The organism is Sporosarcina soli (assembly GCF_042655805.1).
Classification (GTDB): Bacteria; Bacillota; Bacilli; order Bacillales_A; family Planococcaceae; genus Sporosarcina; species Sporosarcina soli.
Window position 1 is genome coordinate 455,058 of the sequence record NZ_JBHSNO010000008.1, and the last position, 26,779, is coordinate 481,836.

21 protein-coding genes are annotated in these 26,779 nt (G+C 40.8%); 4 read left to right on the forward strand and 17 right to left on the reverse strand.

Annotated elements, in window-relative coordinates:
- Positions 1–4: 4 nt before the first annotated feature.
- The 5 genes from ACFPRA_RS17490 to hpaI all read right to left on the reverse strand — a co-directional run bounded on the left by ACFPRA_RS17490 (position 5) and on the right by hpaI (position 5,550).
- The gene (locus ACFPRA_RS17490; protein WP_381437519.1) at positions 5–478 is read right to left on the reverse strand and encodes a flavin reductase family protein; all 474 of its coding nucleotides are present in this window, start codon (positions 476–478) and stop codon (positions 5–7) included.
- Between the two features lie 26 nt (positions 479–504).
- Positions 505–1,488, reverse strand: coding sequence for a 3,4-dihydroxyphenylacetate 2,3-dioxygenase (gene hpaD, locus ACFPRA_RS17495; RefSeq protein ID WP_381437521.1), 984 nt, complete (start codon positions 1,486–1,488; stop codon positions 505–507).
- Between the two features lie 27 nt (positions 1,489–1,515).
- Positions 1,516–2,985, reverse strand: coding sequence for a 4-hydroxyphenylacetate 3-monooxygenase, oxygenase component (gene hpaB, locus ACFPRA_RS17500; protein WP_381437524.1), 1,470 nt, complete (start codon positions 2,983–2,985; stop codon positions 1,516–1,518).
- 30 nt (positions 2,986–3,015) lie between these two features.
- Positions 3,016–4,530: a 5-carboxymethyl-2-hydroxymuconate semialdehyde dehydrogenase gene (hpaE, locus tag ACFPRA_RS17505; RefSeq protein WP_381437526.1), complete on the reverse strand. Its 1,515-nt coding sequence runs from the start codon at positions 4,528–4,530 to the stop codon at positions 3,016–3,018.
- Positions 4,531–4,614: 84 nt separating this feature from the next.
- On the reverse strand, positions 4,615–5,550 hold the full coding sequence (gene hpaI / locus ACFPRA_RS17510) for a 2,4-dihydroxyhept-2-ene-1,7-dioic acid aldolase (protein ID WP_381437528.1): 936 nt from the start codon (positions 5,548–5,550) through the stop codon (positions 4,615–4,617).
- 150 nt (positions 5,551–5,700) lie between these two features.
- Between hpaI and ACFPRA_RS17515 the strand changes: the two genes are divergently transcribed.
- Together ACFPRA_RS17515 and ACFPRA_RS17520 are read left to right on the forward strand one after the other, a co-directional pair.
- Positions 5,701–6,621 (forward strand): LysR family transcriptional regulator, encoded by a 921-nt coding sequence (locus ACFPRA_RS17515; protein ID WP_381437531.1) that lies wholly within the window; start codon positions 5,701–5,703, stop codon positions 6,619–6,621.
- 140 nt (positions 6,622–6,761) lie between these two features.
- Positions 6,762–7,412 carry a GntR family transcriptional regulator gene (locus ACFPRA_RS17520; RefSeq protein ID WP_381437533.1) on the forward strand — a complete coding sequence of 217 codons (651 nt, stop codon included), beginning with the start codon at positions 6,762–6,764 and terminating at the stop codon, positions 7,410–7,412.
- A 110-nt stretch (positions 7,413–7,522) separates the two neighbouring features.
- Here ACFPRA_RS17520 and ACFPRA_RS17525 read toward each other — a convergent pair whose 3' ends face one another.
- The 8 genes from ACFPRA_RS17525 to ACFPRA_RS17560 form a co-directional block, all read right to left on the reverse strand.
- Positions 7,523–9,355 (reverse strand): XylR N-terminal domain-containing protein, encoded by a 1,833-nt coding sequence (locus ACFPRA_RS17525; protein ID WP_381437535.1) that lies wholly within the window; start codon positions 9,353–9,355, stop codon positions 7,523–7,525.
- Between the two features lie 48 nt (positions 9,356–9,403).
- The gene (locus ACFPRA_RS17530; RefSeq protein WP_381437611.1) at positions 9,404–10,897 is read right to left on the reverse strand and encodes a 4-hydroxyphenylacetate 3-hydroxylase family protein; all 1,494 of its coding nucleotides are present in this window, start codon (positions 10,895–10,897) and stop codon (positions 9,404–9,406) included.
- Between the two features lie 528 nt (positions 10,898–11,425).
- Positions 11,426–12,730, reverse strand: coding sequence for a TRAP transporter large permease (locus ACFPRA_RS17535; RefSeq protein WP_381437538.1), 1,305 nt, complete (start codon positions 12,728–12,730; stop codon positions 11,426–11,428).
- Positions 12,727–13,230: a TRAP transporter small permease gene (locus ACFPRA_RS17540; RefSeq protein WP_381437540.1), complete on the reverse strand. Its 504-nt coding sequence runs from the start codon at positions 13,228–13,230 to the stop codon at positions 12,727–12,729. Before ACFPRA_RS17540 ends, ACFPRA_RS17535 begins: the two co-directional genes overlap by 4 nt.
- Before the next feature lie 19 nt (positions 13,231–13,249).
- On the reverse strand, positions 13,250–14,302 hold the full coding sequence (locus tag ACFPRA_RS17545; protein ID WP_381437542.1) for a TRAP transporter substrate-binding protein: 1,053 nt from the start codon (positions 14,300–14,302) through the stop codon (positions 13,250–13,252).
- Positions 14,303–14,958: 656 nt separating this feature from the next.
- Complete coding sequence (locus ACFPRA_RS17550; RefSeq protein WP_381437546.1) at positions 14,959–16,146, reverse strand: iron-containing alcohol dehydrogenase; 1,188 nt, start codon at positions 16,144–16,146, stop codon at positions 14,959–14,961.
- Between the two features lie 54 nt (positions 16,147–16,200).
- Entirely contained in the window at positions 16,201–17,721 is a 1,521-nt protein-coding gene (locus ACFPRA_RS17555) for an aldehyde dehydrogenase family protein (RefSeq protein WP_381437548.1), read from the reverse strand.
- A 184-nt stretch (positions 17,722–17,905) separates the two neighbouring features.
- Positions 17,906–19,159: an MFS transporter gene (locus ACFPRA_RS17560; RefSeq protein ID WP_381437550.1), complete on the reverse strand. Its 1,254-nt coding sequence runs from the start codon at positions 19,157–19,159 to the stop codon at positions 17,906–17,908.
- Between the two features lie 267 nt (positions 19,160–19,426).
- Between ACFPRA_RS17560 and ACFPRA_RS17565 the strand changes: the two genes are divergently transcribed.
- Positions 19,427–21,028: a sigma-54-dependent Fis family transcriptional regulator gene (locus tag ACFPRA_RS17565; protein ID WP_381437553.1), complete on the forward strand. Its 1,602-nt coding sequence runs from the start codon at positions 19,427–19,429 to the stop codon at positions 21,026–21,028.
- 46 nt (positions 21,029–21,074) lie between these two features.
- Here ACFPRA_RS17565 and ACFPRA_RS17570 read toward each other — a convergent pair whose 3' ends face one another.
- The 4 genes from ACFPRA_RS17570 to ACFPRA_RS17585 all read right to left on the reverse strand — a co-directional run bounded on the left by ACFPRA_RS17570 (position 21,075) and on the right by ACFPRA_RS17585 (position 25,429).
- Entirely contained in the window at positions 21,075–22,205 is a 1,131-nt protein-coding gene (locus ACFPRA_RS17570) for a class II histone deacetylase (protein ID WP_381437555.1), read from the reverse strand.
- A gap of 428 nt (positions 22,206–22,633) precedes the next feature.
- Positions 22,634–23,701 carry a TRAP transporter substrate-binding protein gene (locus tag ACFPRA_RS17575; RefSeq protein ID WP_381437558.1) on the reverse strand — a complete coding sequence of 356 codons (1,068 nt, stop codon included), beginning with the start codon at positions 23,699–23,701 and terminating at the stop codon, positions 22,634–22,636.
- 413 nt (positions 23,702–24,114) lie between these two features.
- Positions 24,115–24,357, reverse strand: a complete 243-nt coding sequence (locus ACFPRA_RS17580; protein ID WP_381437560.1) for a ferredoxin — start codon at positions 24,355–24,357, stop codon at positions 24,115–24,117.
- 43 nt (positions 24,358–24,400) lie between these two features.
- Complete coding sequence (locus ACFPRA_RS17585; RefSeq protein ID WP_381437563.1) at positions 24,401–25,429, reverse strand: NAD(P)/FAD-dependent oxidoreductase; 1,029 nt, start codon at positions 25,427–25,429, stop codon at positions 24,401–24,403.
- A gap of 180 nt (positions 25,430–25,609) precedes the next feature.
- Between ACFPRA_RS17585 and ACFPRA_RS17590 the strand changes: the two genes are divergently transcribed.
- The gene (locus tag ACFPRA_RS17590) at positions 25,610–26,521 is read left to right on the forward strand and encodes a helix-turn-helix domain-containing protein (RefSeq protein ID WP_381437565.1); all 912 of its coding nucleotides are present in this window, start codon (positions 25,610–25,612) and stop codon (positions 26,519–26,521) included.
- Positions 26,522–26,779 lie beyond the last annotated feature (258 nt).

Here is a 26,779-nt window from a genome sequence, read left to right on the forward strand (position 1 = left end):
GAGATTAGATCAATTGCGTTTCGGCAAGCTTCCCATATTTTCCTTCATAGAATGTAAGGGGCTTTCCATCGCGTAGAACGATGTCTTCTACTTCCCCGATAAACAATGTGTGATCCCCTACAATTTGCGTGCCATACACTTTGCAAACAACATTTGCAAGTGCGTCTTTTACGACAGGAACACCTTGAACCGTGTCTAAATCCGCTTCCCGCTTTTCTTTCAGCTGGCCTGCAAAGAGCATGGATACTTCTTGTTGTTGTTCTGACAAGATGTTGACGGCAAACTTTCCAGATTCCCGGATTTTTTCGAGCATACGTGCCTTCTCGCCAATCGAGACAACGACCAATCTCGGATTTAACGATACCGACATAAAAGCATTAGCTGTCATGCCATGCGACTCGCCGCCGTGATCCGTCGTAATGACGGTCACGCCTGTCGCGAATTTCCCCATGGCATTGCGAAATGTGCGATCATCCATGTGAAGCTCCTCCATTCATCTAATACTTAAAGAACAAATTCTGGCTTTCGTTGCTCAAGATTTGGCTCGATGCGCGCAACGGGTTCACCTGTTTCAATATCCAAGAATGTCGATGTTTCATTGAACCAGCTATCCGGTGCTTTCGCTCCCCATAGCGTCTGACGTTGCGGATTATTCAAGTCCCATTTGATTGGCTTAGCATCCCGATCAGCTGTTAAGTAATCACCGCTGTAAAGTTCAATACGGTACCCATCCGGATCTCTCAAGTAAAGGAAGAATGCATTCGATAAGCCATGTCGTCCCGGTCCACGCTCAATATTAGTTGAGTAACCAAGAGAAGCCATCACATCACAGCAGTGGATTAACGCCAATGGATCCGGCAATGAAAAAGCAACATGGTGAAGACTTGGTCCATTACCGTTCATAAATGCCTGATCATGGACCGTCTGTTTGCGGTGAAGCCATGCAGCCCAAACGCGCTCATCTTCTGTCGTCGTGTATTCTGAACAAGCAAATCCAAGTTCTTCTGTAAAGAAGTCATAAGCTTTTTGAACATCTGGAACAGCACAGTTCACATGGTCAATGCGCAATACTTTGGCACCTTTATATAAGTCGTATCGTTGAAGCATGCGCTCAGCATCATCCATTTCCGCATAAAATTCAAGTGGCAAGTTGGAAATATCATGTACATGTAGCGCACGTCCAAGCGCGTGTTGTGTTCCTTTCTCAAGCCATTTTGTCTTCAAACCTTTTGACTTGAATAGTTTTTCCAACTCATCCAAATCAGCATCTTTTTCCACTTTATAACCAAGAGCATGAACGCCTGGCTTATCTGATTTTTTAAGTACAAGGCTATGGTGCTTATGCTCCTCAAGCCCTCTTAAATAGACATACTTATCATTGCTTTCTGTTTCGATGAAGCCAAGAGCATCTAGGTAAAATGCCTTTGATACTTCTAAATCTTTTACATTAAGAATTGTTCTGCCGATACGGGTAATATTGAAGTTCATAATTGCTTCCCCCTTGTGAGTTGTTTTTTAGTTTTTCGCTAGTTCATCTGAACGCTCAAGGAACTCTTTTACGCGATCAACGTATTCTTGTTTGTCGTAGCCATTATAAAGCGCGCTCGCCATTCTAATCGGATCACCGAAGAAGAAACGCTCGTAAAGTGTTTGACGGGAACCGAATGTGCTGATACAAACATCCCATGCCAAACGGTACAATTTTACACGGTCATATGCATTACCTGTAGCGGACTGCAAGTATTTATCAAGATCTGGTCTGATTTCAGAGTTAAAGTCGGTTTCAGATGGAATCGCCATCAAACCGCTTGCGCCCATAAGTTGCATGATTTCTGTGAAACGTGGGTAGATTTTCGGGAAGTAATGACGTGCAACGTTTAACGGCCCGAAGTCCGGAGTCATCGTGCCCCATTTATCCAATTTTGCGTTCGCTTCGGATGCAACGACATACGCTTTCATCGTTTCCAGTGCGATGATCACTTCAGAAATTTTCTCTTGGATATGCTGATACTGACCGATATTGATCGTCTCAGCCATCAACTGAAGAATCCCTAGAATAAATTCCGTTTTCTTGATGTTTTTGGATACAACTTGGTGCGTCATATGCACAACCGCATTACTTTCGTTATACGCTTGGTTACAAACATTTACATCACCTAGGTTGAACACACGATCCCAAGGAACAACGACATCATCGAACACAACGATCGTATCCATTTCTTCAAAACGTGATCCGAGTGGATGATCAAAATTCGATTTGCCATAGTCAAATGATTCACGGCAGATGAATTTCAAGCCCGGTGTATTATTTGGAATGGAAAACGCATATGCATACGGATTTTCTTCTTCCGACTGTTTCAATAACGTAGATGGGAAAACCATAATTTCATCAGTAATTCCACCTTGCGTTGCTAGTAGCCGTGCGCCTTTGATGACGACACCTTCAGACGTTTTTTCTTTAATTCGTGCTGCGATATAAGGATCTGGCAGTTTGTCGAGCGTGACACTTCGATTGACTTGTGGTTGGATTAACGTATGTGTCAGCGATAAGTCGTTTTCACGGCAGTACTCTAAGTAATCCGCCATGTTTCTTTCATAGATGGAATCCTGCGTGCCGAACATTTCCGCGGCCGCCCCATAAGCCATCATGCCGACGTTAATGTAGTCTGGTGAACGACCCATCATCCCGTTGTTATGTTTCGCCCATTCCTGCATCATTTTGCGGCGCATTACCAAATCTTCTTTTGTTTTAGGCTGGATGAAAGATGTGCCTACCCGATTTCCTGTCGTCGGTGAAACGTATGTCATATAATCAATTTTGTCTGGATCATGCTGCAAATCATACAGCTCTGCCTGCGTTTTCATAACGCCTTTAAATGCCGGGTGTTCAGAGACTTTTCCCTTCACCTGCTCCCCATTGATCCATACATTTGCTTGTGCTGCATCTACTCGTTCAATATACTGCTTACCTGTTTTTGCTCCCACTTCACTCGCTCCTTTCAAATTTTTCTTTCATTACTTCTTTTTTCCAAATTGAGGAATGTGATGATCCCCTAAAGCCACATGAATGACTTTCGGTTCTGTATAAAATTCAAAGATTGCGTAGTGACCGCCTTCTCTTCCAATTCCACTGTCTTTCGTTCCGCCAAATGGAATACGAAGATCACGAACGTTTTGTGAGTTAATCCAGAGCATTCCGGCTTCTACCGCATGTGCTACACGATGCCCTTTTTTCATGTCATTTGTCCATACATAACCAGCAAGCCCATAACGGACATTATTTGCCGCTTGAATCGCTTCTTCTTCCGTTTCAAACTCAATGACTGCCATGACAGGTCCAAAAATTTCTTCCTGACACACTCGCATATCATTCGTAGCGTTCAACAATAGCGTAGGTGGTACATAGTTACCCGCTTTCAATTCTTCAGGTACAACCGCTTGGAAGACTTCGCATCCTTCTTGTTTAGCCACTTCAATGTAGTGTTTCACTTTATTGAAATGCTCTGTTTCGATTAATGGACCAAGCTCTGTAGATGGATCCAACGGGTCGCCGATTTTAATATTCAGTACACGTTCTTTTAGCTTTTCAACAAATTTATCTTTAATATTCTTGTGTACGAAAACGCGTGAGTTGGCTGTGCAACGTTCACCATTAAAGGAGAAAATTCCCCAAACCGCCGCATCAAGCGCACGATCGAAATCAGCATCGTCGAAAATAATAAGGGGTGATTTCCCGCCAAGTTCCATAGATGTCTTTTTCAACGTATCCGCTGAGTTTTTAATAATCGTTGAACCCGTCGTCGTTTCGCCTGTAAACGAAATCGCTTTCACGTCGGGATGCTTAACGAGTGCATCTCCCGCCGTTTCGCCAAATCCATGAACGACATTGAAGACACCTGCTGGAAGGTCGGCTTTATGAATGATTTCTGCCAGCTTGTTGGCTGTTAGAGGAGATAGCTCCGCCGGTTTTAAGACAACGGTATTTCCTGTTGCAAGTGCTGGAGCCACTTTCCAAGTTTCAAGCATAAACGGTGCGTTCCAAGGTGTGATTAAACCAACTACGCCAAGCGGTTTATACACTGTGTAGTTAATAAAATCTTCATCAACCGGATAAGATTCACCGTGTAGTTTTGTTTCCACCATACGTGCGTAAAAACGGAAGTTTTCAGCCGCACGCGCTGCCTGATTTTTAGTTTGACTGATTGGAAGTCCTGTATCAATCGATTCCAGCAAAGCAATCTCCTCAGCTTCTTCGTCAATCAGATCAGCAATCCGATTGATATAAACGAGGCGCTCTTTCACTTTCATACTGCCCCACGGCCCCTGCTCAAAAGCATCTTTGGCAGCCTTTACCGCTTCTTCAATATCTTCTTTTCGACCTTCAGCGATGTTATTGATGGTTTCATTGGTAAAAGGGCTGCGGTTGGAATACGTTGTTTTCCCTTGCCCACCTGTAAATTTCCCATTTATGTAAAGCTTGATATCGTCTACTTTCAATTGCTTCGTTTCATGTGTAATTGTCGTTTGCATGGCTATCACGCTCCTTTTTTGATTTGCTAGTTCCCTTTTAATATAAAAGGGAACTAGTAATATACATGAACTTATTTCCTACAATTACTTAGCCGCGACACCTTCTGGTAGAATATTGTACTGTTTTAACACTTCGCAAATTTCATCTTGTAAAGCTTGGGATGGTAGATCCATAGGCTTACGCAATACCGGAGCAATTTTGCCCATCATGCCAAGTGCCGCCTTAGCCGGAGCTGGGTTCGTATCCTTAAAGAGAATGTCATTCAAATTCATCAATTTATAATGAAGGTCAAGTGCTCTTTCCGTATCGCCTTCCATCCATGCAGTGTGCATTTCAGCCACTTCTGCTGGTGCTACGTTGGACGTTGCACTGATGGAACCTGCGCCGCCGATTGTCAGCATCGGGTAGCAAAGAAGCTCGATTCCTGAGTATAGTTGGAAGTCTCTTCCACATTCCAACATCACACGATTCACATGTTCAAAATCTTTGTTCGCTTCTTTCACCCCAATAATATTCGAGCAATCTTCCACAAGTCGTTTCATTGTACCGACTTCCATATTGACACCTGTTCGCCCTGGAATGTTGTAAATGATAATTGGAATGTCTACGGAATCTGCAACAGTTTTAAAATGCTTGTAAAGACCACTTTGGTTCGGTCTGTTATAATACGGAACGATGACCATCGCTGCATCTGCGCCCATCTCTTGTGCCGCTTTTGTGAGACGAAGTGTTTCTGCATGATTTACGGAACCTGTACCTGGTGCAAATGGCACGCGGCCATCGATCGCTTTGATCGCCGTTTCCATGACCGTCTCACGCTCATCCACAGTTAACGAACTTGGCTCTCCGGAAGTACCTGTTACCGAAATTCCGTGGCTACCACTTTCGATTTGCCAATTTATTAAACTTTTGAATGTCTCTAAGTCAAGACTTTCATCTTCTTTAAAAGGTGTAATGACAGGGGCAATGGACCCTCTCAGTTTTTCTCTTGCTTCTTGTATTTTTGCTAGTTTAGACATATTTAACAATCATCCCTTCCGAAGAGTTAGTTTATTCTGAATTGGTATCGCTTACAGTTTTATAGTATCATTGGGGTTGTAATATTAAAAATACTTAAAAAGTTCGTTTCCCATATGAAAATCATATGCATCATTCTAGGAGGGATTGGCTTGAATTTAAGACAACTAAGTTATTTCATCGCAATCGCTGAAGAAGGGCAAATTACAAGAGCAGCAAAAAAGCTGCATATGGCTCAACCTCCACTCAGCCAGCAACTGAAATTACTAGAAGAATCACTCGGAACAGTCCTTTTTGAACGTACAGGCCGAAACATTGAATTGACAGAAGCTGGGAAAGTACTCTATCAACGCGCTCAAAAGCTCTTGCAAGATGTCGATGATACGAGCAAGGAGATTCAGGAGATCGGCATGGGCTTGAGCGGAACCTTGTCCATCGGGTCTGTCGAAACGAATTTTTTCCATTTGTCCAGACGGCTCCGCCCTTTTCATGAGCAATACCCCAATGTCCAGTTTCGGCTTTTTTCAGGGGATTCCTATCGTTTAGCAAACAGGCTGAGGGAACGGGAAATCGAGCTTGCTATCATCCAGCTTCCTTTGAACCTCGATGATTTCTACTCGATTCCTCTACCGGCTGATCAATTTGTCTTTGTCACACAAGAGGACGGAATAGAGCGTAAGTCCATTTCACTTGAAGAGATTTCTGAACTACCACTTATGGTATTGTACCGTGAGAGTGGAGAAGGCTTATACGAGATGATCGTCAATGCGTTTAAATTAAGAGGATTGGAACCAAATATTATTTTTCAATGCCCAGATCCAACCATGCTGTTATCGCTTGTCTATTCGGGTGTGGCCTCTGGCATCTTGCCAAAGTCCTCCTTAATTTCCTATCCTATAGAGGGAGTAAAAGCGATAGATATTGAACATCATCCGATTGAATCGGAGTCCGCCGTCATTTGGCTGAAAGACGCGTATCTTTCAAAAAGTGCAAGACACCTATTGGAAACCTTTCATTCCCATGGACAGCAGCCTATCACGTCCATTGGTGACGAAATAAACGTGATGAATTAATGCGATTCATTGAAGATCGAAACTATAGGGAAATAGTTGCTCTGATCGCTTTTGTTCAGTAGTAACTCAAGTCATGCTTCCGAATAACTTTTCTTACTTTTCAAATTGTAATTATATATAAAATCATATATAATTAAGGTATGATAAACGATAAAAAAATAAATAAACGTCAATATGCTTATGAAGTCATCCGTACAAGAATTGTGGACGGAACTTATGTCCCTGGCCAAAGGATTGTGATCGATCAAATCGCGAAAGAAGTGGGCTCCAGCCATATTCCTGTTCGCGAAGCGATCCATCAATTAGAGTCCGATCAATTCATCGAATACAAACCCAATTTTGGGGCCATCGTTAGGGGAATTGACCGAAATCTCTATATGGAATCCCTTCAATTGCTAGCTTTATTAGAAGGTTATGCAACATCGTTAAGTGCTTTACATATCACCCCTGCGGCAATTGAAGAATTGAAAACCATTAATCAAACCATGAAAGAAATGCTAGAAAACTATGAACTGGAGAAACTAGGTGATTTAAATCGGAAGTTCCACTTCGCTATTTATGCTTTCTGTCCCAATAAACTATTGGTCGCTAACATTCAGCAAGTTTGGGAACGATTGGATATTGTCCGGAGAACAAGTTTCACCTTTTTTTCAAAACGAACACCGAAGTCCATTGAAGAACATGATTCCATTATTCAATTACTTGAGGAGAAAGCAGACAGTTTAAAAATTGAAGAAATTGCCCGGACCCATAAGTTAAATACACTCGAAGCGTTTAAATCTCAACATTAAGTTTCCATCTTCATGAAATACTCAAAAGAAAAACATCCTTCCATCAATGACGCTAGTCTGATAGAAGGATGTTTTTTCTTGTTAGGAAACACGCAAAGTGTCACCTGTTCTTAGAACGTTAATTTCTTAGTAGCTAGCAGTGCTTTCAAAATGAATATGAACTCGTAGCTCGTTTCCGGATCTCGTAACTTTTTCCCTAGAAGCGATTCGATTTTTTCAATTCTGTACCGAAGTCCACTCATGGAAATCGATAGATCTTGCATCGTTTTTTCCAAGTTGCCACCATTCAATAAGAAAATATACATCGTTTGCAATAGTTCTGTTTCTTTATGTTGGTCGTTTTGGAAAAGGGGATGTAAGAGATGGCGGGCTTTTTGTTCAACAGCTTCTTTATTTTGTTCATGAACTAAAATACTAGTAATTCCGAGATCATCAAATGCCACGATTGATGCATCACGTCTCCCAATTTTCAATGCTGTTAACGCTTCATCATAACATTGAGAAGCTCGTTCAATATCATCACTTTCGGTACTGATCCCTATTCTCACCGGAAATTTTGGATAGGTATTTTTTAGATGATCTCTTAACTTCTCACCAAGTTCCTGAATTCCGCCAGCTTCCAATAATCTCGACTTTTGGGCAAGGATGACTGCAGTTCCACCTTTCTGTCCAATAAGTATCCCCGGTTTGCTATTTTTAAAATAATGAACGATTTCCTCTATTATTTTCTCATGCAAATAGAAATCATTTTCCGTATGTGCATGTTTCAGCACGATGATATAAAATGGCTGGCCCAAATCAAGTTGAAAATAGCCACCCCGTTTATAGATTTCCTCTTTTGCTCCGAGTTGTCTGCTTAGTATCTGCTCTAAAAAGTTCCCTTTTATCCGTTCTTCCGTTTCAAAACTCGTCTTTTCATTCAATATAGACATTGAGCAAACCATTGCCGCCCTCTCCAAAATCATTCGATCGCTTTCCCCTATGTTCACCTCATCCAAAGTATATAAAAAGGAACAATAGCCGAATAACTTATTTTGTAAAACAATGGGCGTGACCACTCTTCGATGTTGTACTGCACGCAATTCAATCGTTTGTCCAAGGCGCAAAGGTTGTTGTCCTTTCATTGTTTGCTGGAAATCTATTTGTATTTGTTCATATTCATCAAAGGATACGCCAGCAGATGCTAGCATTCTATAATTTACATCTTCAATTACAATAGGTATTTCTGTTATTTCATAGATTACTCTTGCAATTGAGGTCAGATCGTTTCCATTCATCACTTCCTCGGACAATCTTTTATGAATAAGCGCGGCTTTTGATAAATTATTTCTTTCTTCCAGCAACTGCTCGTATGTTTCTTCGAGTTCTTTTATAATGGCATTGTTTTCATACTGTCGCCGCTCTTCTTCTACCTCGCCTGCCCATTCTTCAACCGGCCTCCCGACATAACGACATTCCGGATCTCCGGCAGCCCGGCAAGTGATTTCTTTAAAGATGATTTCTCGCTTACAGATAGTCGAATAAAACCCACTTGCATAGCCTGTCAAGGTATAACAGATTGGTTCATCCGTTTCACCGAACATGCGAAGATATTCCTCTGCTTCATACGAGTTTTGCCACATCCCTGTCACGTGAATCGATTCAACAATCCCACCTGGTGCTTGTTCCATTTCGAAACTGATCGTCTTGGCGTTCGTATAACCTTTGAGCATATGAAACTGAACGCCTTGCCTCAATGCTTCTTCAATTGAAGCATACGGTTTTTCAAGCGCTTTTTTAGCATCCGCTGCACCTAAATTCCAACCATATCTCATCAGAAATCCTTTCATCCGTTTCGTTCCAAGATTTTCCGTCAAATCTTTGCGAAGCGTCCCGAAAATAGCAGAAGAGGTGAGCACAATGCGCTCACCATCTAATGTAATGACTCCATCTTGTTCTTTCACTAACAGTTCTCCTACATTCATTGACGTTTCGAATGCCTCCCAACCTTATTATTTATGGGCATTGATCCATGTATCATTCGTCCATCCATCTAGGTCATAATCACTCATTGCTTCGTCAACGAACGATTTATATTTAGCCGATTGTCCCGATACATCAGCCATCCGAAGCGTTTCAAGGCGGATATTATCTTGGTTGCCCGCGTAGTTAATTTCATATAATTCATTTCTACCGCCAAACTCGGTCCCGATGGAATCCCAAATCATTTTCATCAATTTCACACGCTCAACCGCATCTGCACCTGAACCTTTGTAATATTGGTCTAAGTACGGTCTCAGTTCTGGATTTGCAAAGTCTTTTGCACTTGATGGCACTTGGATTAATCCACCCGCTACTACGGTTTCAAAAATTTCCTTCAGTTGCGGCCAAACTGTCGGTGCGAGCACTCTGTAAGCAGTTGCATATTGAAGATTCGGAAGAACTACACCATTTTCACCTTTTTCAGGTTCGGCAGCCATCGCAGTAGATAGTCCCCAAAATGTATTTCTCCAGGCGATCACTTGTCCGATACTCGCTTGAACTCCCCTGAACCCTTTTGTACCTGACATTTCAGTCGCTTTCATCAACAAGCCTGCCATGAAATCGAGTTTCACTGCAAAACGTGTGCAGCCGTGTAACGTATAGCGGTTCATCCAGCCCGTTTTAGCGCGGAAGCCATTGGCAATGTCAACATTTCGGTAGGCAAATACATTTTCCCATGGGACAAATACATTATCGAGAACGATGACCGCATCGTTTTCATCAAATCGGCTGGATAGCGGATAGTCAAATGGCGAACCCGATGTCGCAGCTGTTAGCTCATAGGACTGCCGACTGATGATTTTCAATCCTGGCGCATTCATTTCTACGAAGAAAATAAGTGCATGATCCAGATCGTCTTCTACGAGATCAACCGGCGAGTAGTTGGCAACAAAGTTATAGTTTGTAATCGCCGCGGAAGTTCCAACCATCTTGGCACCGCTTACAATGATTCCATCATCCCGCTCTTTCACAACACGGACAAAGACATCTTTGTTTTCGTGAAGCGGTTTGGATCGATCCATTTGCGGATTAATAATCGTATGGTTACAAAATGGCACTTCACGCGTTGTTTTTTCATACCATCTCCGCGCGTTATCTTCGAATCCTTTGTAAAAGTCGGCATATGGCCCAAGGTGTGCAGTGAATGCCGCTTTATAATCTGGCGTTCGCCCCATGAATCCATAGCTCAGCTTCGACCATTCTGCAATCGCATCCCGTGCTTCCAGCAATTCTTGTGCACTTTCCGATGCTTTAAAAAACTTTTGTGTCGTAATTCCTGCTTTCGTTTTCGTTGTTAACGTTGGAGCCGACTTTGGATCATGCAATGCATCATAGAGACGCGCCATGGAACGGATCGAATTTTGATAAGCCGGATGCGTCGTCACATCGTCAATCTTTTCCCCATTTAAAAAGACCGTCCGTCCATCTCTTAAACTTTCGATATAATCTTTCCCATCCATCATTCTACCAATCTTTGTCGTACTTGTTTTCGTTGTCATGGTTAGCCATCCCCTTTTCGACTTTTCTTTATTTTCCGATTCATTAAATCTATCATAATCAATTCGGCGGAGACTGTATACAACAAAACATGTCTATGTTTTTTAATAAACAGACAAATTTTGTTGAACTGCTTCAAAAAAATAAACAGCCTATAGAAGGCTGTTCATCTTTATTCAGCGGAAGATTCTTACCTTTATAGGTGGCAAGATAAATGCAGTTTTGTCTACTATTCAGCGGAGATTCAAACACCCGCTGAATAAAGATAAGCCTCCGGCGGATGTCACAGATTTTGAAAGGAATTAAAGGGAAGGCAGTCTAAGTACGCGACGTCCTAAATAAAGTGCCTTAATTTCTGCAAAAAACGCAGAAATTAAGGCAAATCGAACCCTTTGCTGTTCGATTCGCAACGACTGCATGACCCACACCCTGTAGGCCTCAAGCTCGATTCAAAATCTGGACACAATTACACCAAGGCGTAATTGATCTAGACGCTACCCCTTCATAAAATCAGGTAAAATCGTTACGATTTGTGGGAATAGCACAATCAGTACTAAACATAGAATCATTGCTAGCAACATCGGAATGATCCCACGGAAGATTTTTTCAATCGGAATATCTTTTGCAACTCCACTAATTATGTAGACACTCAGTCCTAGCGGCGGTGTCACTAAGCCGATATTCATCACTAACACCATCACAATCCCGAACCATACGCCATTGAATCCTAATTCAATGATTAATGGATAAACAACAGGTAACGTCAATACGAAAATAGCAAGTCCTTCTAGAAACATCCCTAAAATAAAGTAAACGACTAAGATAAAAAACATAATCAACATCGGAGAGACATCCAGTTCACTCACATATTGTGTAATGGCAACTGGAATACGACTTAACGCTAGAAACTTACTAAAAATATCTGCACCAATTAAAATGAAAAACATCATCGCAGTTAATCTTGTCGTCTCATTTAGCGATGTTTTAAAGTCAGCCCAACTTAGTCTTCTTGTAGCGATCGCCAATAAGAAAGCGCCGAATGCACCAATTCCACCCGCTTCAGTAGGTGTAAAGAAACCTAAATAGATTCCACCGATACTCAGTAAAAATAATAAAGCAAATGGCCATACACTATTCAACGATTTCACTTTTACGATAAACGGCTTTTTAGGCGTAACGGGTGCAAGCTCAGGTTTTCTCAAGACGATAAAGTAAATGACCGCCATAAAGAGTGCCATTTGAAGTATCCCAGGAATAATTCCTGCAATCAATAATTTACCGATCGGCTCCATCGTCAGAACTCCGTAAAGTACCAATATAACACTTGGTGGAATCAAAATACCTAATGTCCCACCCGCAGCGACGGCCGAAGTCGATAAGCCCTCATCATACTTATACTTTTTCATTTCCGGTAACGCAATTCTCGCCATTGTGGCGGTCGTCGCATTCACCGAACCAGAAATCGATGCAAAAAGCGCACTTGTCCCAATCGTCGTAATACCCAGGCCGCCTCTTATATGGCCAATCCACGAATCAACTGCGTTATATAAATCATTTCCAAATCCGCTATACGATAAAAACATTCCCATTAAAATAAAGAGCGGAATAACACTTAACGAATAGGAACTAGCCGTGCTGAACGGAGTACTTCCTAATTGAACGAGTGCTGTTTCCCAGTTTCGGATGAATCCAATACCGACAGTCCCCACAATCACCAGTGACACACTCACCGGTACCTTTAACGCAAACAATACGAGCAAAGCGACAATTCCAAGGAATCCGATCATTTCTGCACTCATGATTTCTTCACCGCCAATGCAAAATATTTAATGGCACTAGCTAGCGCCACGAGTGCAAAGACAGCTAATCCCAAAGTAGCGATATAGTAAAACGGATAGATCGGCCAACCTAAATCACTAGTTGTCGTTTTTCTTTCCATGATTCGCATAGCATTCGCCAACACTTGATTGGCCATAATGACTACTGTAGCAAAAATGACAAGTTCAATGATGCCGTCCAAGATATGCTTTGCTTTAACGGATAGTTTTGAGACGGCAAAGTCAATACTAATATGTTCTTTATGTCGATGCGTCATTGCTAAAGCAAAGAATACGAGTAAGGCGGAACTTAACTCCGTCATTTCAAAAGTCCCAGTTAACGGTTTATTGAAAAAATTTCGTCCAATGACATCAAAACTGATGATTAACATCATAAAAATTAAAAAACCATTTGAAATCAATAGTTGAATGCTTGACAACTTATTTAATAAGTTATCAAGCATTTTTAATGTTTGCACCATAAGCTTTCTCACTCCCGTCTTACTGTGCTCCTAATTCTACTGCACGGTCATAGATGGCTTGTCCTGGCAATCCTCTGTCCTCTACCTTCTTAATCCACTTATCTACTGTCGGATTAATAAAGACATTCCATTCAGCTAATTCAGCATCGCTCAATTCGTAGATTTCAACACCTTTTTCGTTCAACTTGTCAAGCCCACGCTGCCCGAGATCATCGAAATTGGCTCCAGACTTCATCGCTATCTTTTCTCCGATGAGTTCCTGAATGGCAGCCTGATTTTCTTCCCCAAGAGAATCCCAACTGTTTTCGTTCATCGTAATGTAAAACGTCGTCATGTAAAAGTTTCCGATTGTTGCGTAGTCGACGACATCCACTAAACTATAACCTTCAATGGCTTCCATAGGAGCAATCGTCCCATCAACTACACCTTTCTCAAGTGCTTCATACGTCTCATTCATCGACATGGAAACTGGCGTCGCACCAAGAGCAGTCAACCACTCATTCGTCTCTGCAGATGGGGATCGAATTCGCATACCTTTTAGATCTTCCACACTTTTGACCGGCTTTCCAACAGTAAAGATTTGCCCCGGATCCGATGTAAATAGCCATAGCGGAACTGTACCGGAATATTCGGCTTCAAATTCAGGGAACTCCTCATATAATTTCCATAAAACTTTCGAGCCATCTTCCCCTTTTTTACTTATGAATGGAAGTTCCATAACTGAAGTAAGGGGAAACTGATTCGGGTTATAACTATTGACACTCATCCCAATATCAACAGCACCTGTAGCCGCGGCATCAAATTGTCCGTCCGGCGCCGCTAATGATGATCCCGGGTAGGAAGTAATTTTCACTTTACCATCCGTCGCCTCTTCTACATCTTCAATAAATTCTTTTACAATGATTGTTTCTACTTCATGACTTGGCGGGAAGAAATGCGAAAAGTCGAGCGCTATTTCGTCTCCTGATTTAGTTGTAGCCTCTCCCGCTCCCCCACATGCTGCCAATATTATGCTAAGAAGCAACAAAAGCGGTAAGGCAAGATTTCTCTTTTTAAATGAACGTTCCTTCAAATGTCTCACTCCCCTTATTTTTGTAAACCTCATCAATTCACAGTAACCATAGTGATTATGTCCTACAAAATAGTTTGACAACGTTTACAACTTGGATATGTAGGTCTACTGAATTGTAAGGGTTTACTTGTGAAATATCATATATGATTAAATATATAGTGTCAACGCCATAACTTGAATATTCCTATAATTTTATTATTAAATTGTAGTATTTTCTTTTACTACTTATATTAATTAATCATTTACACAACAAAAACTGGATCTGAAATGGATGATTTCAGACCCAATTTTCTCTTATATCAATCACGCCTCTGCGTGATTACTTCCAGGTTTTGAATTGCATTTTCTAATGGCTGGTGCCTTAATTTCTGCAAAGAACACAGAAATTAAGGCAAATCGAACCCTTCGCCGTTCGATTCGCAATTGACTCCTTTCAAAATCCGTGACATCCGCCGGAGGCTTGGGCCAACAGGACGTTGGTCACTCAGGCGTTGCCGCAGGACGCGGTGAATTTAGCCTGAGTTCCTCTAATCAGCAAGGAGTTTGGACTCCCTCTGATTGAAATGCTTTCTGGCATTCATCCCGCCACTTATAGAAGTGGCGGACTTTTGTAGCTGACGCTTCGCTTTCAGTACAAAAACATTTGCTAAAGCAAGTTAAACTAAATTACCTTTCTTGATGTCCTCACCTACAAAAGCAATCTCGAGAATAGCAAGGACATCTTCTTTCGTCACTGCTTTTGGATTTGCCACTATACTGATCTCTTCCTTCAAAGTAGCCTCGGCAAGCACTTCAAATTGTTCACGCTGAACGCCAGCTTCACTTAATGTGGGAATGTTAACTTTTTCAGATAACACTTTGATTGCATCAATTGTTTTATCTGAAGCTTCGGCATCAGAAAGCCCCGCAACATTAATCTCCATTGCAATCGCAATGTCCTTAAATCGTTTTTGGACAGATGGTTCTTCCGCATTAAATGCCATTACATAAGGTAACGTAGACGCATTTGCGATTCCGTGCGGGAGGCCACAGTAGACACTAAGCGGGTGAGCAATGCCGTGTACAAGTCCTAGGAAAGAAGAATTGAAGGCATAACCCGCCAGTAAACTACCCAGTAGCATATTGGTACGCGCTTCGATATTGCTTCCGTTGTTATAAGCTTCTTCTAAATTGTTAGCGATCAATTCAATCGCCTTTAAAGCGTTCACTTCAGTAGGAACAGACGAAAATTTTGATACATAGGATTCAATCGCATGGGTAAGTGCATCCATTCCTGTTGCTGCCGTAACTGCAGGTGGTAATGCAACCGTCAGTTCAGGATCCAAAAGTGCAACATCTGCACCACAATGGCGGCCAGCGATTACCATTTTCTTGTCACCAGTAGTATCAGTAATGACGGTCACACCTGTGACTTCGCTCCCGGTACCAGCTGTTGTCGGAATGGCAATTAACGGTTTTGTCGGGTTAATCACTAAATTGACGCCTTCATATTGGTGGATCGGGCCTGGATTGGTTACTAAGATATTAATCGCTTTTGCTGCATCAATTGGGCTTCCGCCCCCCACAGCTACAATCGCATCCACTTCCTCTTTTTTTGCTAAATTTGCGCCTTCTTCCAAAATCGTATCAGGAGGATTCGGTACTACTTTAGAAAATTCTACCGCTTCAATATTGCTCTCTTTTAAATAAGCCAAAACATGCTCAACAATACCGGCTTGTTTAACGCCTTGGTCATACACACATAAAACTTTTTTTGCTTGTATCCCTTTTAATACTTCCCCAATTTTTTTAGCACTGCCAGCTCCAAAACTAACTTGACTTGGAATTCCAAATTCAAATTGCATTATATAGCCCCCTGTTTTTATTGTTGTCGTACATGTAGTTGGATGATGCTTCGTTTATACGCCGTACCAATTAAAATGTTCTTCATTTAAATCAACCCAAACATGCTTTGTTTCTGTGAACATGTCTAATGCTTGCATGCCTAGTTCTCGTCCAAATCCACTTTGTTTCGTCCCGCCAAATGGCGCTACGCTATCTAACATACTAAATGTATTAATATAGACCGTACCGGCCTTTAGCTTTTTCGCCATGCGATGCCCACGTTTTAAATTCTCCGTCCAAACGCCCGCCGCTAATCCATAGATTGTATCGTTCGCTTTTTCTAGCACATCCGCTTCATCTTTAAACTTAATGACAGACAACACAGGTCCGAAAATTTCTTCCCTTGCAATCGTCATATCGTTTGTAACATTCCCAAATATTGTCGGCGTAAAGAAATGTCCTTCCCCAACGTCTGTCGTTCTTGTCCCACCAGTTAGAAGCTCCGCGCCTTCTTTTATCCCGATCTCCACATATTTCTCAATTCGTTCTAATTGTTTAAGTGAAACTTGCGGCCCCATTTGCGTGGCTTCGTCACTTGGATTACCGACGCGAATTTTCTTCGCTTTTTCTACGAATTTTTCCATAAATTCATCATAAATGCCTTCTTGAACAAATAACCTTGTTCCTGATGCGCAAACTTGGCCTTGTCCAAAATAAATGCCAAACAAAGAACCATTGACAGCGTTCTCAACATTCGCATCATCGAAGACGATATTAGGTGATTTGCCGCCTAATTCCAAACTTACAGGTTTCAAATTTTTACCGGCTGCCTGCATGATGATGCGCCCCGTGTCCGTAGACCCTGTAAACGCAACTTTATCCACATCGGCATGGTTGGCAAGCGCATCTCCGGCCACTTTTCCATACCCCGGCACAACGTTAATGACTCCGTCCGGAATTCCCGCTTCCTGGAATATTTTAACCAATTCTAATGTACTAATCGGCGTTTCTTCTGCTGGTTTAATAACTATTGTGTTACCTGTCGCTAAAGCGGGAGCTAGTTTCCACATCGTCAACATCAACGGGAAATTCCATGGAATAATTGCCCCAATTACACCAAGCGGCTCTTTTAACGTATAATTTAAACGGTCTTGCGGAGAGGATAATGTCTCTCCCTGCACTTTATTGGCTAATCCAGCGTAAAATTCAAGTACATCAATTGTACCGGGGATTGCGATATGTTTCGTTTCGTTGATCGGTAATCCGTTATCTCTCGTTTCTACTTCAGCAAGAAAATCGACTTTACTCCATAACGCTTGTGCTACCTTATTTAATAAACGCCCCCGATCACTTGGCGACATCGTTGCCCATGGACCTGATTCGAACGCTTTTCTAGCCGCTTTCACTGCGAGATCTACATCTTCAGTGCCTGCCTCCGCGACGACTGCATTCAATTCACCAGTCGCAGGATTGTAGGATTTGAAAGTTTTTCCACTTAAAGCATCTACCCATTGCCCATCAATAAACAGTTGGTACGTTTTGTTGATTGGCGATCCCTGATTTCTAACTGTAGTTTCTCCACTAATTTTTGTCATGTCTATTCCCCCACAATTAAATTTTTTACTCACAAGCATTTAAAATGCAAGAACCATGCCACTATTTTAAAGTCTATATTCCAAGCCTTCTAAATAGTGCACCAACAGGGTTGTAACTAAATTATCCATTTCTTGCGTAGCAAAAAGGTACAATGTAACTTTTTGCTACACAATTAGTAATCTGTCATGAAATAACAGCTTCACTTTCAATAGTGGCAGCTTTCTGTTTTTTACGCGGATTGGTCTCAATCAGGCCAAACCCTAGTAATGCGATAAGTAGTCCAGCTGCAGCAGCGATAATCATAACGATTGGCAACCCGTAGAAATCTGCAATTGTACCCGCTCCCCCTACGACAAATGCAGCGCCGAAAATTTCTCCGATTCCGATGATTAAAGCACTTGTTGTCGCCCGTAAATGTGGCGGCATCGTTTCTTCGGGGATAATATTCATATAGATTGGGGCTATAGCACCGAACAGACCCCCACATAAAATCATTGCAACGTTTCCAATCACTCCGCCGGGAAATAGAAACAAACCTAAGGGAGCAAATCCAGCTAATGAAGCAAATATTATTAATGCCGGTTTTCTTCCAAATTTATCCGAAAACAACGGAACAAGAATGCTCGTGCAAATCGTAACGATTCCCATGGTCGAAATGACGAATCCCATATTTTTCATCGAAAGATTCCCGACTGTCGTTAAATAGAGCGGAGCAAATACGATAAGAATCCAAAAACCTGCCATCATGCTGATGGATATGAAGATACTGACTACAACATTTCGATACTTTAAGACTTCCAGTAAACTAACCTTCTTCTCTTCTTTTATTATTGATGCCTGTACGTTTGGAACAGGTACTTCAATAGCCACTTTCCAAATGATTAAGGCTAAAATAAAACTCGGGAGACTGACAATGACGAAAGCTAAATGCCAATTCGTGATGGCAACTAATTGTGTTGTTAACGTCGGACCGAGCGTTCCTGAAATGACGGCAACTCCAGCATTAACAATCCCAACATTCCTTCCAAACCGACCTGTTGATGAAGCCGCAGCCACTAATGTCACAGCCAATGGTAAAATTGGTCCTTCCGCTGCACCTACTAGAAATCGGATGACCAGCAAGGCACCATACGAATTTGCAAATGCGGATAACGCTGAAAAAATAGCCGTTGCAATAACCATTGCGATAAGCAACGATTTTCTTTTTCCGGTTCGATCAGATATGATTCCAATGATTGGTCCGGCAAGGGCATAGCCAATGGTTTGCCACATATTTATTTTCCCGACTTGTCCTGCAGTTAGATCCATTTCATCGACGAGTACTGGGAGAATATAAGAAATCGCTGTTCGATCTAAGAACACAAACCCCCATGTCAAAAAGATAATCACCACAATTTCCCACTCGTAAGACCGGGAATGACTACCAAGACTCTCCATTCTAACAACCTCCTTTTTATTTAATATTTTCTACTGCAAATAGTGTGCCAATATTAAAAGCTTTAATTTTCAATAACTATTTTCTTTTTTCCATGATTTGTGTTTAAATTTATTCCAATCCGTTGTAGAGAGATATAACAAGTGTCTCTTTTTGCAACTGCGGTAAATCGAAAATTCTGTAAAGTTGTGTTGTATTTTATTCTTCTAATGATAAAATAATATATAATAATATATAAGATTCGTTAGCTTGAGGAGGATTGGGGAAATATGCATATTGCTGATGGTGAAAAAAGGAGATTGCTTGAAATTTCTTGGAAGCGCTGTCAATCACGTGGTTTGGACCGGAGTGGGAATTCAATTGTAAATTTACTTACAAGGAAGCACTTAGATGAAGTATTAAAAAAAAATCAGCTACTGATTGAATCTGCCAAACTTGTATTTCAACATATCGGTCAATCGCTAAAAGGATATCCCTATAATATAGATCTTTTTGACGCACAGGGATGTCTAATGTACTCTCACCAACAGACCGAGATCCAGCATAATAACCAATTAGTCATCGGATCGCAATGGGGAGAACCTTACCAGGGGACGAGCGCCATTAGCTTTAGCATTGAACATCAAAAACCTATCACTCTCATAGGCAGGGAACACTTTTTTTTAGATAAAGAAATGCTCATCTGCTCTTCTAGTCCGATCTTCGATAACAACGGAAACATGGTAGCGATTGTAAACTATAGCACAACAAAAAATGAGGTGAATAACTATCCTCTAACAGTGGCAACTCTCGCTGCAAAAGCCATTACAAATACAGTCTTTACAAAAAAATTAGAAATAGAAAATAAGAGTTTGTTAAATGAGGTACAAAAATATAACAAATCCTATCTTCTAGATCCGCCTATTCAGTCATCATCTGTAAAATATAACTTCGATCAAATCAGCGATACTTGTCCAGCTATCCATCGTGCTATTCAACTATCTAAGAAAGCAGCTCATACGGATTTATCCATATTTGTAAATGGTGAAAGTGGAACAGGTAAGGAAGTATTTGCTCAATCGATTCATGCGGAAAGTTCTCGCGCTGGCGGACCTTTTGTTGCTGTAAATTGTAGTGCAATTCCTGAAAACTTAATTGAAAGTGAGTTATTCGGCTATAAAAAAGGCGCGTTTACAGGCGCTAGTCATTCTGGGAGCATTGGAAAGTTTCGAGCGGCAAATAAAGGAACAATCTTTCTAGATGAGATCGGGGATATGTCCTTACAAGCTCAAAGTTCCTTGCTTCGCGTACTGCAAGAACGTGAAGTTGTCCCAATCGGAGATCATGTTCCAATTCCAATTGATGTTCGGGTTATTTCCGCCACAAACAAAAATTTGCTTAAGGAAATTGAGGATGGCAGATTTAGGGAAGATTTATATTATCGACTGAATGAAATAAATTTACTTTTACCTCCTTTGAGAATGCGTAAAGATATACTAGAACTTGCTGAGGCATTGTTAAATGAGCTAACTACTACCGGGATGCAATTTTCCAAAAGAACAGTTGAGGTGATTCAATCCTATTCCTGGCCTGGTAATATCCGTGAATTAAAAAATGTCATTACACAGGCATGTTTTCTAACGGATGGCAAGGTGATTGAGCCATGGCACCTACAATTAAATCAAACGAAAAAAACATCTACTCCTTCCAAGTATATTGAACCGGAATATCCAATCCAAACATTGGAAGAAGTGGAGAAAATGCTGATCAAACAGGCGTTAGAAAGAAATAATGGAAACATGACGCAAGCAGCCAATCAATTAGGGATAACAAGACATACAATCTATCGGAAAATGAAACTTTATGAAGAATTAAAAAGTAAAAAAACATAAAAAATAGCGACTTACCATTTAAATTTACACGGTAAGTCGCCACTCTTTATTTATACACTACTTCAAAATTCCAAAATTGAGACTGTACTTTGATTACCCGATTCACCGCTTCCTTTTGATGGTCTGCTAAAATATTCGTTGGAAGCCCTTGTGTAGATCCCTGGAATGGATCTTCTGTCACTTTGCTTTGCAATCCACTTAAAGATTCAATAATTCTCAACGTACAAAACGGTACATATGCAGCACTATAACCACCTTCGTGACAAACCACCAAGCGTCCTTCACACAATCGTTCAGCCAGACTTTTTACAGCCTTGGCCATTTCACCATATCCATCTGCAGTCACCAACATATGAGATAGGGGGTCAAATACGTTCGCATCTTGACCGGCCGCAACAATAATAATTTCGGGTTTAAATTGTTCCGCGATAGGAACGACGACATTTTCTAAAGTGTAAAGGTACCCGGCATTTCCAGTTCCGGCTGGTAAAGGAATATTTACGTTGTATCCCGCGCCTTTGCCTTCCCCGACCTTTTCGGAATATCCCGTATTTGGCGGAAAATTCCCTTCTTGATGGATTGAAATGGACAAGATTTCAGGGTCATCATAAAATGAATTTTCCGTCCCATTCCCGTGATGGACATCCCAATCTAAAATCATAATCCGCTTCAATCCATATTTTTCTCGCGCATATCTCGCGGCAATTGCTAAGTTATTAAATAAGCAAAATCCGATCCCTTTTTCTCTCTCAGCATGATGTCCAGGCGGTCTTGTAAGGGCGTAGACATTCTCAACCTTCCCTTCCATCACTGCATCAATCCCTGTTAGTGCACCACCAGCAGATAATAAGGCGATTTCATAGGAACCTGCCCCCACTAGCGCCAAATCCCCCGCATCTCCTCCGGTCGTATTACTCAATCGCTCAACTCTTTCAATATAAGAAGTGTCGTGATTTAATTCAATTTCCTCTTTCGTAGCTGTACGTGGTTTTATCACCTTTAATTCATCGATAAATCCTGTTCTTTCCAATAGGTTCTTGACGCGTCTCTTACTTTTTGGGCTTTCGCCATGTTCATCCGCTTCAATCCAACCGCCTGGTGGAAGAAACAATGCTCCATTTCCTGTATCATGCCAAAAATAACTTTCATCGTAAATAAATCCTGTTTTTGCTCCCATTGTAATCTCCCCCGTCTGTGCTATTAGTTGTTAGCAGTCCAACCCACAACAGTTTGATTGAATAATCCAGGTATTATTATTCCTTGGTGAATCGGCAGTATGAACCATATGCATTCACCGGAAACTTCAATCCACTGATGTTTTGAACATTCAACTTAAGAAAAATACTATCCTAATCAACTTACTGCTTTCTTACAAAATAATCAGTAAATTGTCATCAAAAATAAAAGCTCCTTTTCTTAGAGAAGGTAACAGCCACTCAATCCGTTCCCTACATGATCAAAAGGAGCTTACTTTTTAACTAATCATATCTATCATGGCTTGACTTAACTAACAGCCGTTTCTGTAAATGGACATAGCGCGGCTTTAGTCATGGGAGTATCAGTTAAAACGTTATGTTTATGCAAAATACCTTTTCATATGACAACTTACTGTGCACTTAATTCTACTGCACGATCATAAATTGCTTGTCCTGGCAAGCCCCTTCCTTCTACTTTTTTGATCCATTTTTCAATTGTCGGATTAATAAGGACTTTCCATTCATCTAGTTCTTCTTCACTTAACTCGTAAATTTCAACGCCTTTTTCTTTCGCTTGCTCCACAGCCTCTCTTCCAGATTGATCGTGAAGTGCCGCTGCTTTCATCGACAATTTTTCACCCGTTAACTCTTGAATTGCGGCTTGGTTTTCTTCACCGAGCGAAGCCCAACTTTTTTCATTCATCGTTGCATAAAAAGTCGTCGAATAAAAATTACCGACCGTTGCATAGTCAATCACGTCTATTAAACTATGACCAAGCAATGCTTCCCACGGAGCAATCGTTCCATCGACAACCCCTCTCTCAAGCGCCTCATAGGTTTCGTTCATCGGCATAGAAACTGGTGTAGCACCAATCGCTGTCAGCCACTCATTCGTTTCCGCGGATGGGGATCGAATTCTCATTCCTTTTAGATCTTCAAGACTTTTCACTGGCTTTCCAACTGTAAATATTTGACCAGGGTCGGAAGTGAATAGCCATAAAGGAACGGTTCCAGCATATTCCTCTTCAAACTCTGGAAATTCTTCATACAACTGCCATAAGACTTTTGCTCCATGTTCCCCTTCATCACTCATAAATGGAAGCTCCATAACTGAAGTAAGTGGAAATTGGTTTGGGTTATAACTATTTACACTAAATCCAATATCAACGGCTCCTGTAGCTGCAGCATCAAACTGCCCATCCGAAGCCGCTAATGATGCCCCAGGATAAGATGTAATTTTTACCTGTCCATTCGTTGCTTCTTCAACATCTGCAATTAACTCCTTTACCGTAACCGTTTCTTGAGCGTGACTTGGCGGCCAAACATGGGACAAGTCTAACGCAATATCAGTTGCAGATCCTGAACTCGCTTTAGGTTTTGGATCATCGCTACTACATGCTGCCAATACCATGCCCATTGCTAGAATGATAAGTAAAAGGAAAATAGGTTTCCTTTTTTCACGAAACTGTACTTTCACATTTTCTCCCCCTAAAATTTTATAAATCTAATCATATATTATTTTGTATATGTCAACAAGCGAATTTCAGAGAATATTCCGTAGGTTCAACTTTTTCATTTAGGGAATTAGCGACAAATGGGGTGTTAAATCTTTTGTATAGGTCACTCTACTGTTCTTTCAGTCAATTACCAACCCTAGAATTAAATACTGATGTAATTTTCTAGTCACTTTCTTAGTTCGATGTAGAAATCCAGTTTCTTAAAGGGAACTGTAATCAAATCATGAGAATCCCGGCTATCTTCCAAAAACGATAAGGGCCTATCAACGTACCAATACTGATAGATCCCCAAAAGCCTAATTCCAATAAACAAATAATTAATGAAATGGGCAAAAATCGTTGTTACGATAATAAACTTTTATTTATATCCAAGCTATCCTAGTGCCAGTTCCGAAAATGGGCACGTACCTACTTTAATCGACTCAGATGGGCATGCTTCCTCCGCATCTTCCAAATCCTCCACGAATTCCTCAGGCACTTCCGCAATCCCTTTATTATCATCTAAAATTACATAAGAAATTCCTTCTTCATCATATGCGAAGATATCAGGCGCAATGGATTCACATGTCCCACAAGCAATACATGTCTCTTTATTAACAATCGTATATTTTGACATTATCATCGCCTCCAAAAATAAATTGGTTCACAACTTTTCCTATTTAACGTGACACTCCTATTGTTATAGGCTCTTTATCACCCATAATGCTAGTGCTATGAAGCGGTTGTAACCGGGATGTAGGGTCAATATGGATCTTTGCATGACTGACCGCTACAGGAGCTTCTCCAAATCCAGTTGCGATTAACTTAATTTTCCCCTTGTAAGAGCAAATATCTCCTACTGCATACATGCCCTTGATATTCGTTTCCATTTTATGATTCACAACAATCGAATTTTTTTCAATTTCCAAGTCCCATTCTTGAATCGGTCCGAGCGATGATATAAAGCCATAATTCACAACGACCTCATCCACTTCTAGCGTTTTCATTTCTGTGCCTTTCACTTTTTCTAAAACGACTTGTTCAATTCTTTCATTACCAATCAACTCTACCGGAATGAATGGCGTCAACATTGTAACTGTGGAGCTTTTCAGTTTTTCAACACTATGCTCATGGGCCCGAAATTTGTCTCTCCTATGCACGATTGTCACTTCTTTGGCGATAGGCTCTAACATTAATGCCCAATCAACCGCTGAATCGCCACCGCCAAATAGGGCTACTCGTTTGTCTTTGAACTTGTTTAAGTCGTTGATAAAATAATGAAGATTTTTCTTCTCATACTTTTCCGCATCCTCTATTTGGATCCTCCTTGGTTGAAATGCCCCACTCCCGGCAGTAATGATAATTGTTTTGGCATAATGGATTTGTTGATTGTTTGTCTGCACTTTAAATAGCCCATCTGCTTGCTTTTCCACTTTTTCTACCGATTGCTCAAGACAGATAACCGGTTCAAATTCTTCCATTTGACTTTTTAGATTATCAACCAATTCTTGGGCTCGCACTTTCGGAAAACCAGCAATGTCATAAATAAATTTCTCTGGATATAAGGCTGCTAACTGTCCTCCTAACTGTGGAAGACTTTCAATGATTTTCACAGACATCTGCCTCATCCCAGCATAAAACGCGGTAAATAAACCAGCCGGTCCTCCGCCAATCACAATGAGATCAGAAATTTTTTCACTTTGAGTCACCTTACAATCCCCTTTCCGCGTTCCAATAACCATAATTCCGAATTTTCTTTTTGTTAATTCGCTATTTTCGTTGTATTATGTTCATATATAATAAAATATGTCTTTTTAGGTTACACAGATAATCATCCGTTTGAAAGTAGACACTATTTTCTATCATCATTTATGAAAGATGTGATCTAATTGACTTTACAGACAACTGATTTTAAAAATGAGATCAAATCACAAAACGAGCTGAACCAAATTTACTTTCGCATACACCGAATCGCTGAAAATACTCGATCAGCCGATTGGCATATTGATAAGGTTGACCGTCCTTATGACGTCTTTTGGTATGTGATTTCTGGCGAGAAATCCATTTTCATTAATGATGTGGAATATAGTGTTCAAACAGGTGATTTCGTCGTATTTCCTTCCCAAACATCTTTTAAAATTGTAGAATCTGAAAATGGAATGCCTATGCACCATTTGGAAATAGCCGTAGAAAACAAACTTGGACCCTTTAATTTAATGACCTTATATGATTTTCCGGTCGTAACCAACCTCATCGACGCGGCGGCCAAAGAAACGCTATTAATCGCTTTATGGAGACGACTTATAGATGAATGGACGCCTAATATTAAAAACCCCTTTTCTCCTACTAATGGAGAATTACACTTTGGCCTAGACCAGACGATTGAACTTTTACGATTTAATGCACTAACGATTGACTGGTTTGTAGAAGTCTTCACATTGTTGCGACCTCGTGCAACTGAGTTATTTCTCACGTTTGATTCGCGTCTCCAACATCTTTTTACTTTTATTGAAAATAACTTAGCTGAAAAACTAAATTTAAAAACACTTGCTGATGAGGTTTTCTTAAGTGAAAGTCACTTAAGTCTTCTATTTCGCCAAAATGTGAAAATGGCGCCTATGGAATACGTCAGAAATACCAGATTAAAAAAGGTACGTGAATTCCTGCTAACCACCAATCTTTCATTAAAAGAAATTTCAGAGAAAATAGGCTTTGAGGATCAAAGCCAGTTGAGCAGAGCTTTTCGCCGAGCTACCGGGGTCAGTCCAACAAAATACCGACAAAATGGCCATTTTATCTAAAAGAATATAGGGAGGATTTTCTCCCTTTTTTCATAAAAACATTGCTAAATTCATAACCGTTAAGACTGATTGATCGGCTTTAACAGTACGCGAAGCAATTTTCCATTCCCCATTAACCTTTCTCAAAATATCTTCTCGTTCTCCAAATATTTCTTCAGTATTCGGCTCTGAACTTCTACTTCTCTTAAATAAAACATACTAAGATTAGTAGTGCAAACCAAGGCATTGGTTCGCACTACTATTTTTTATATAGTAAAG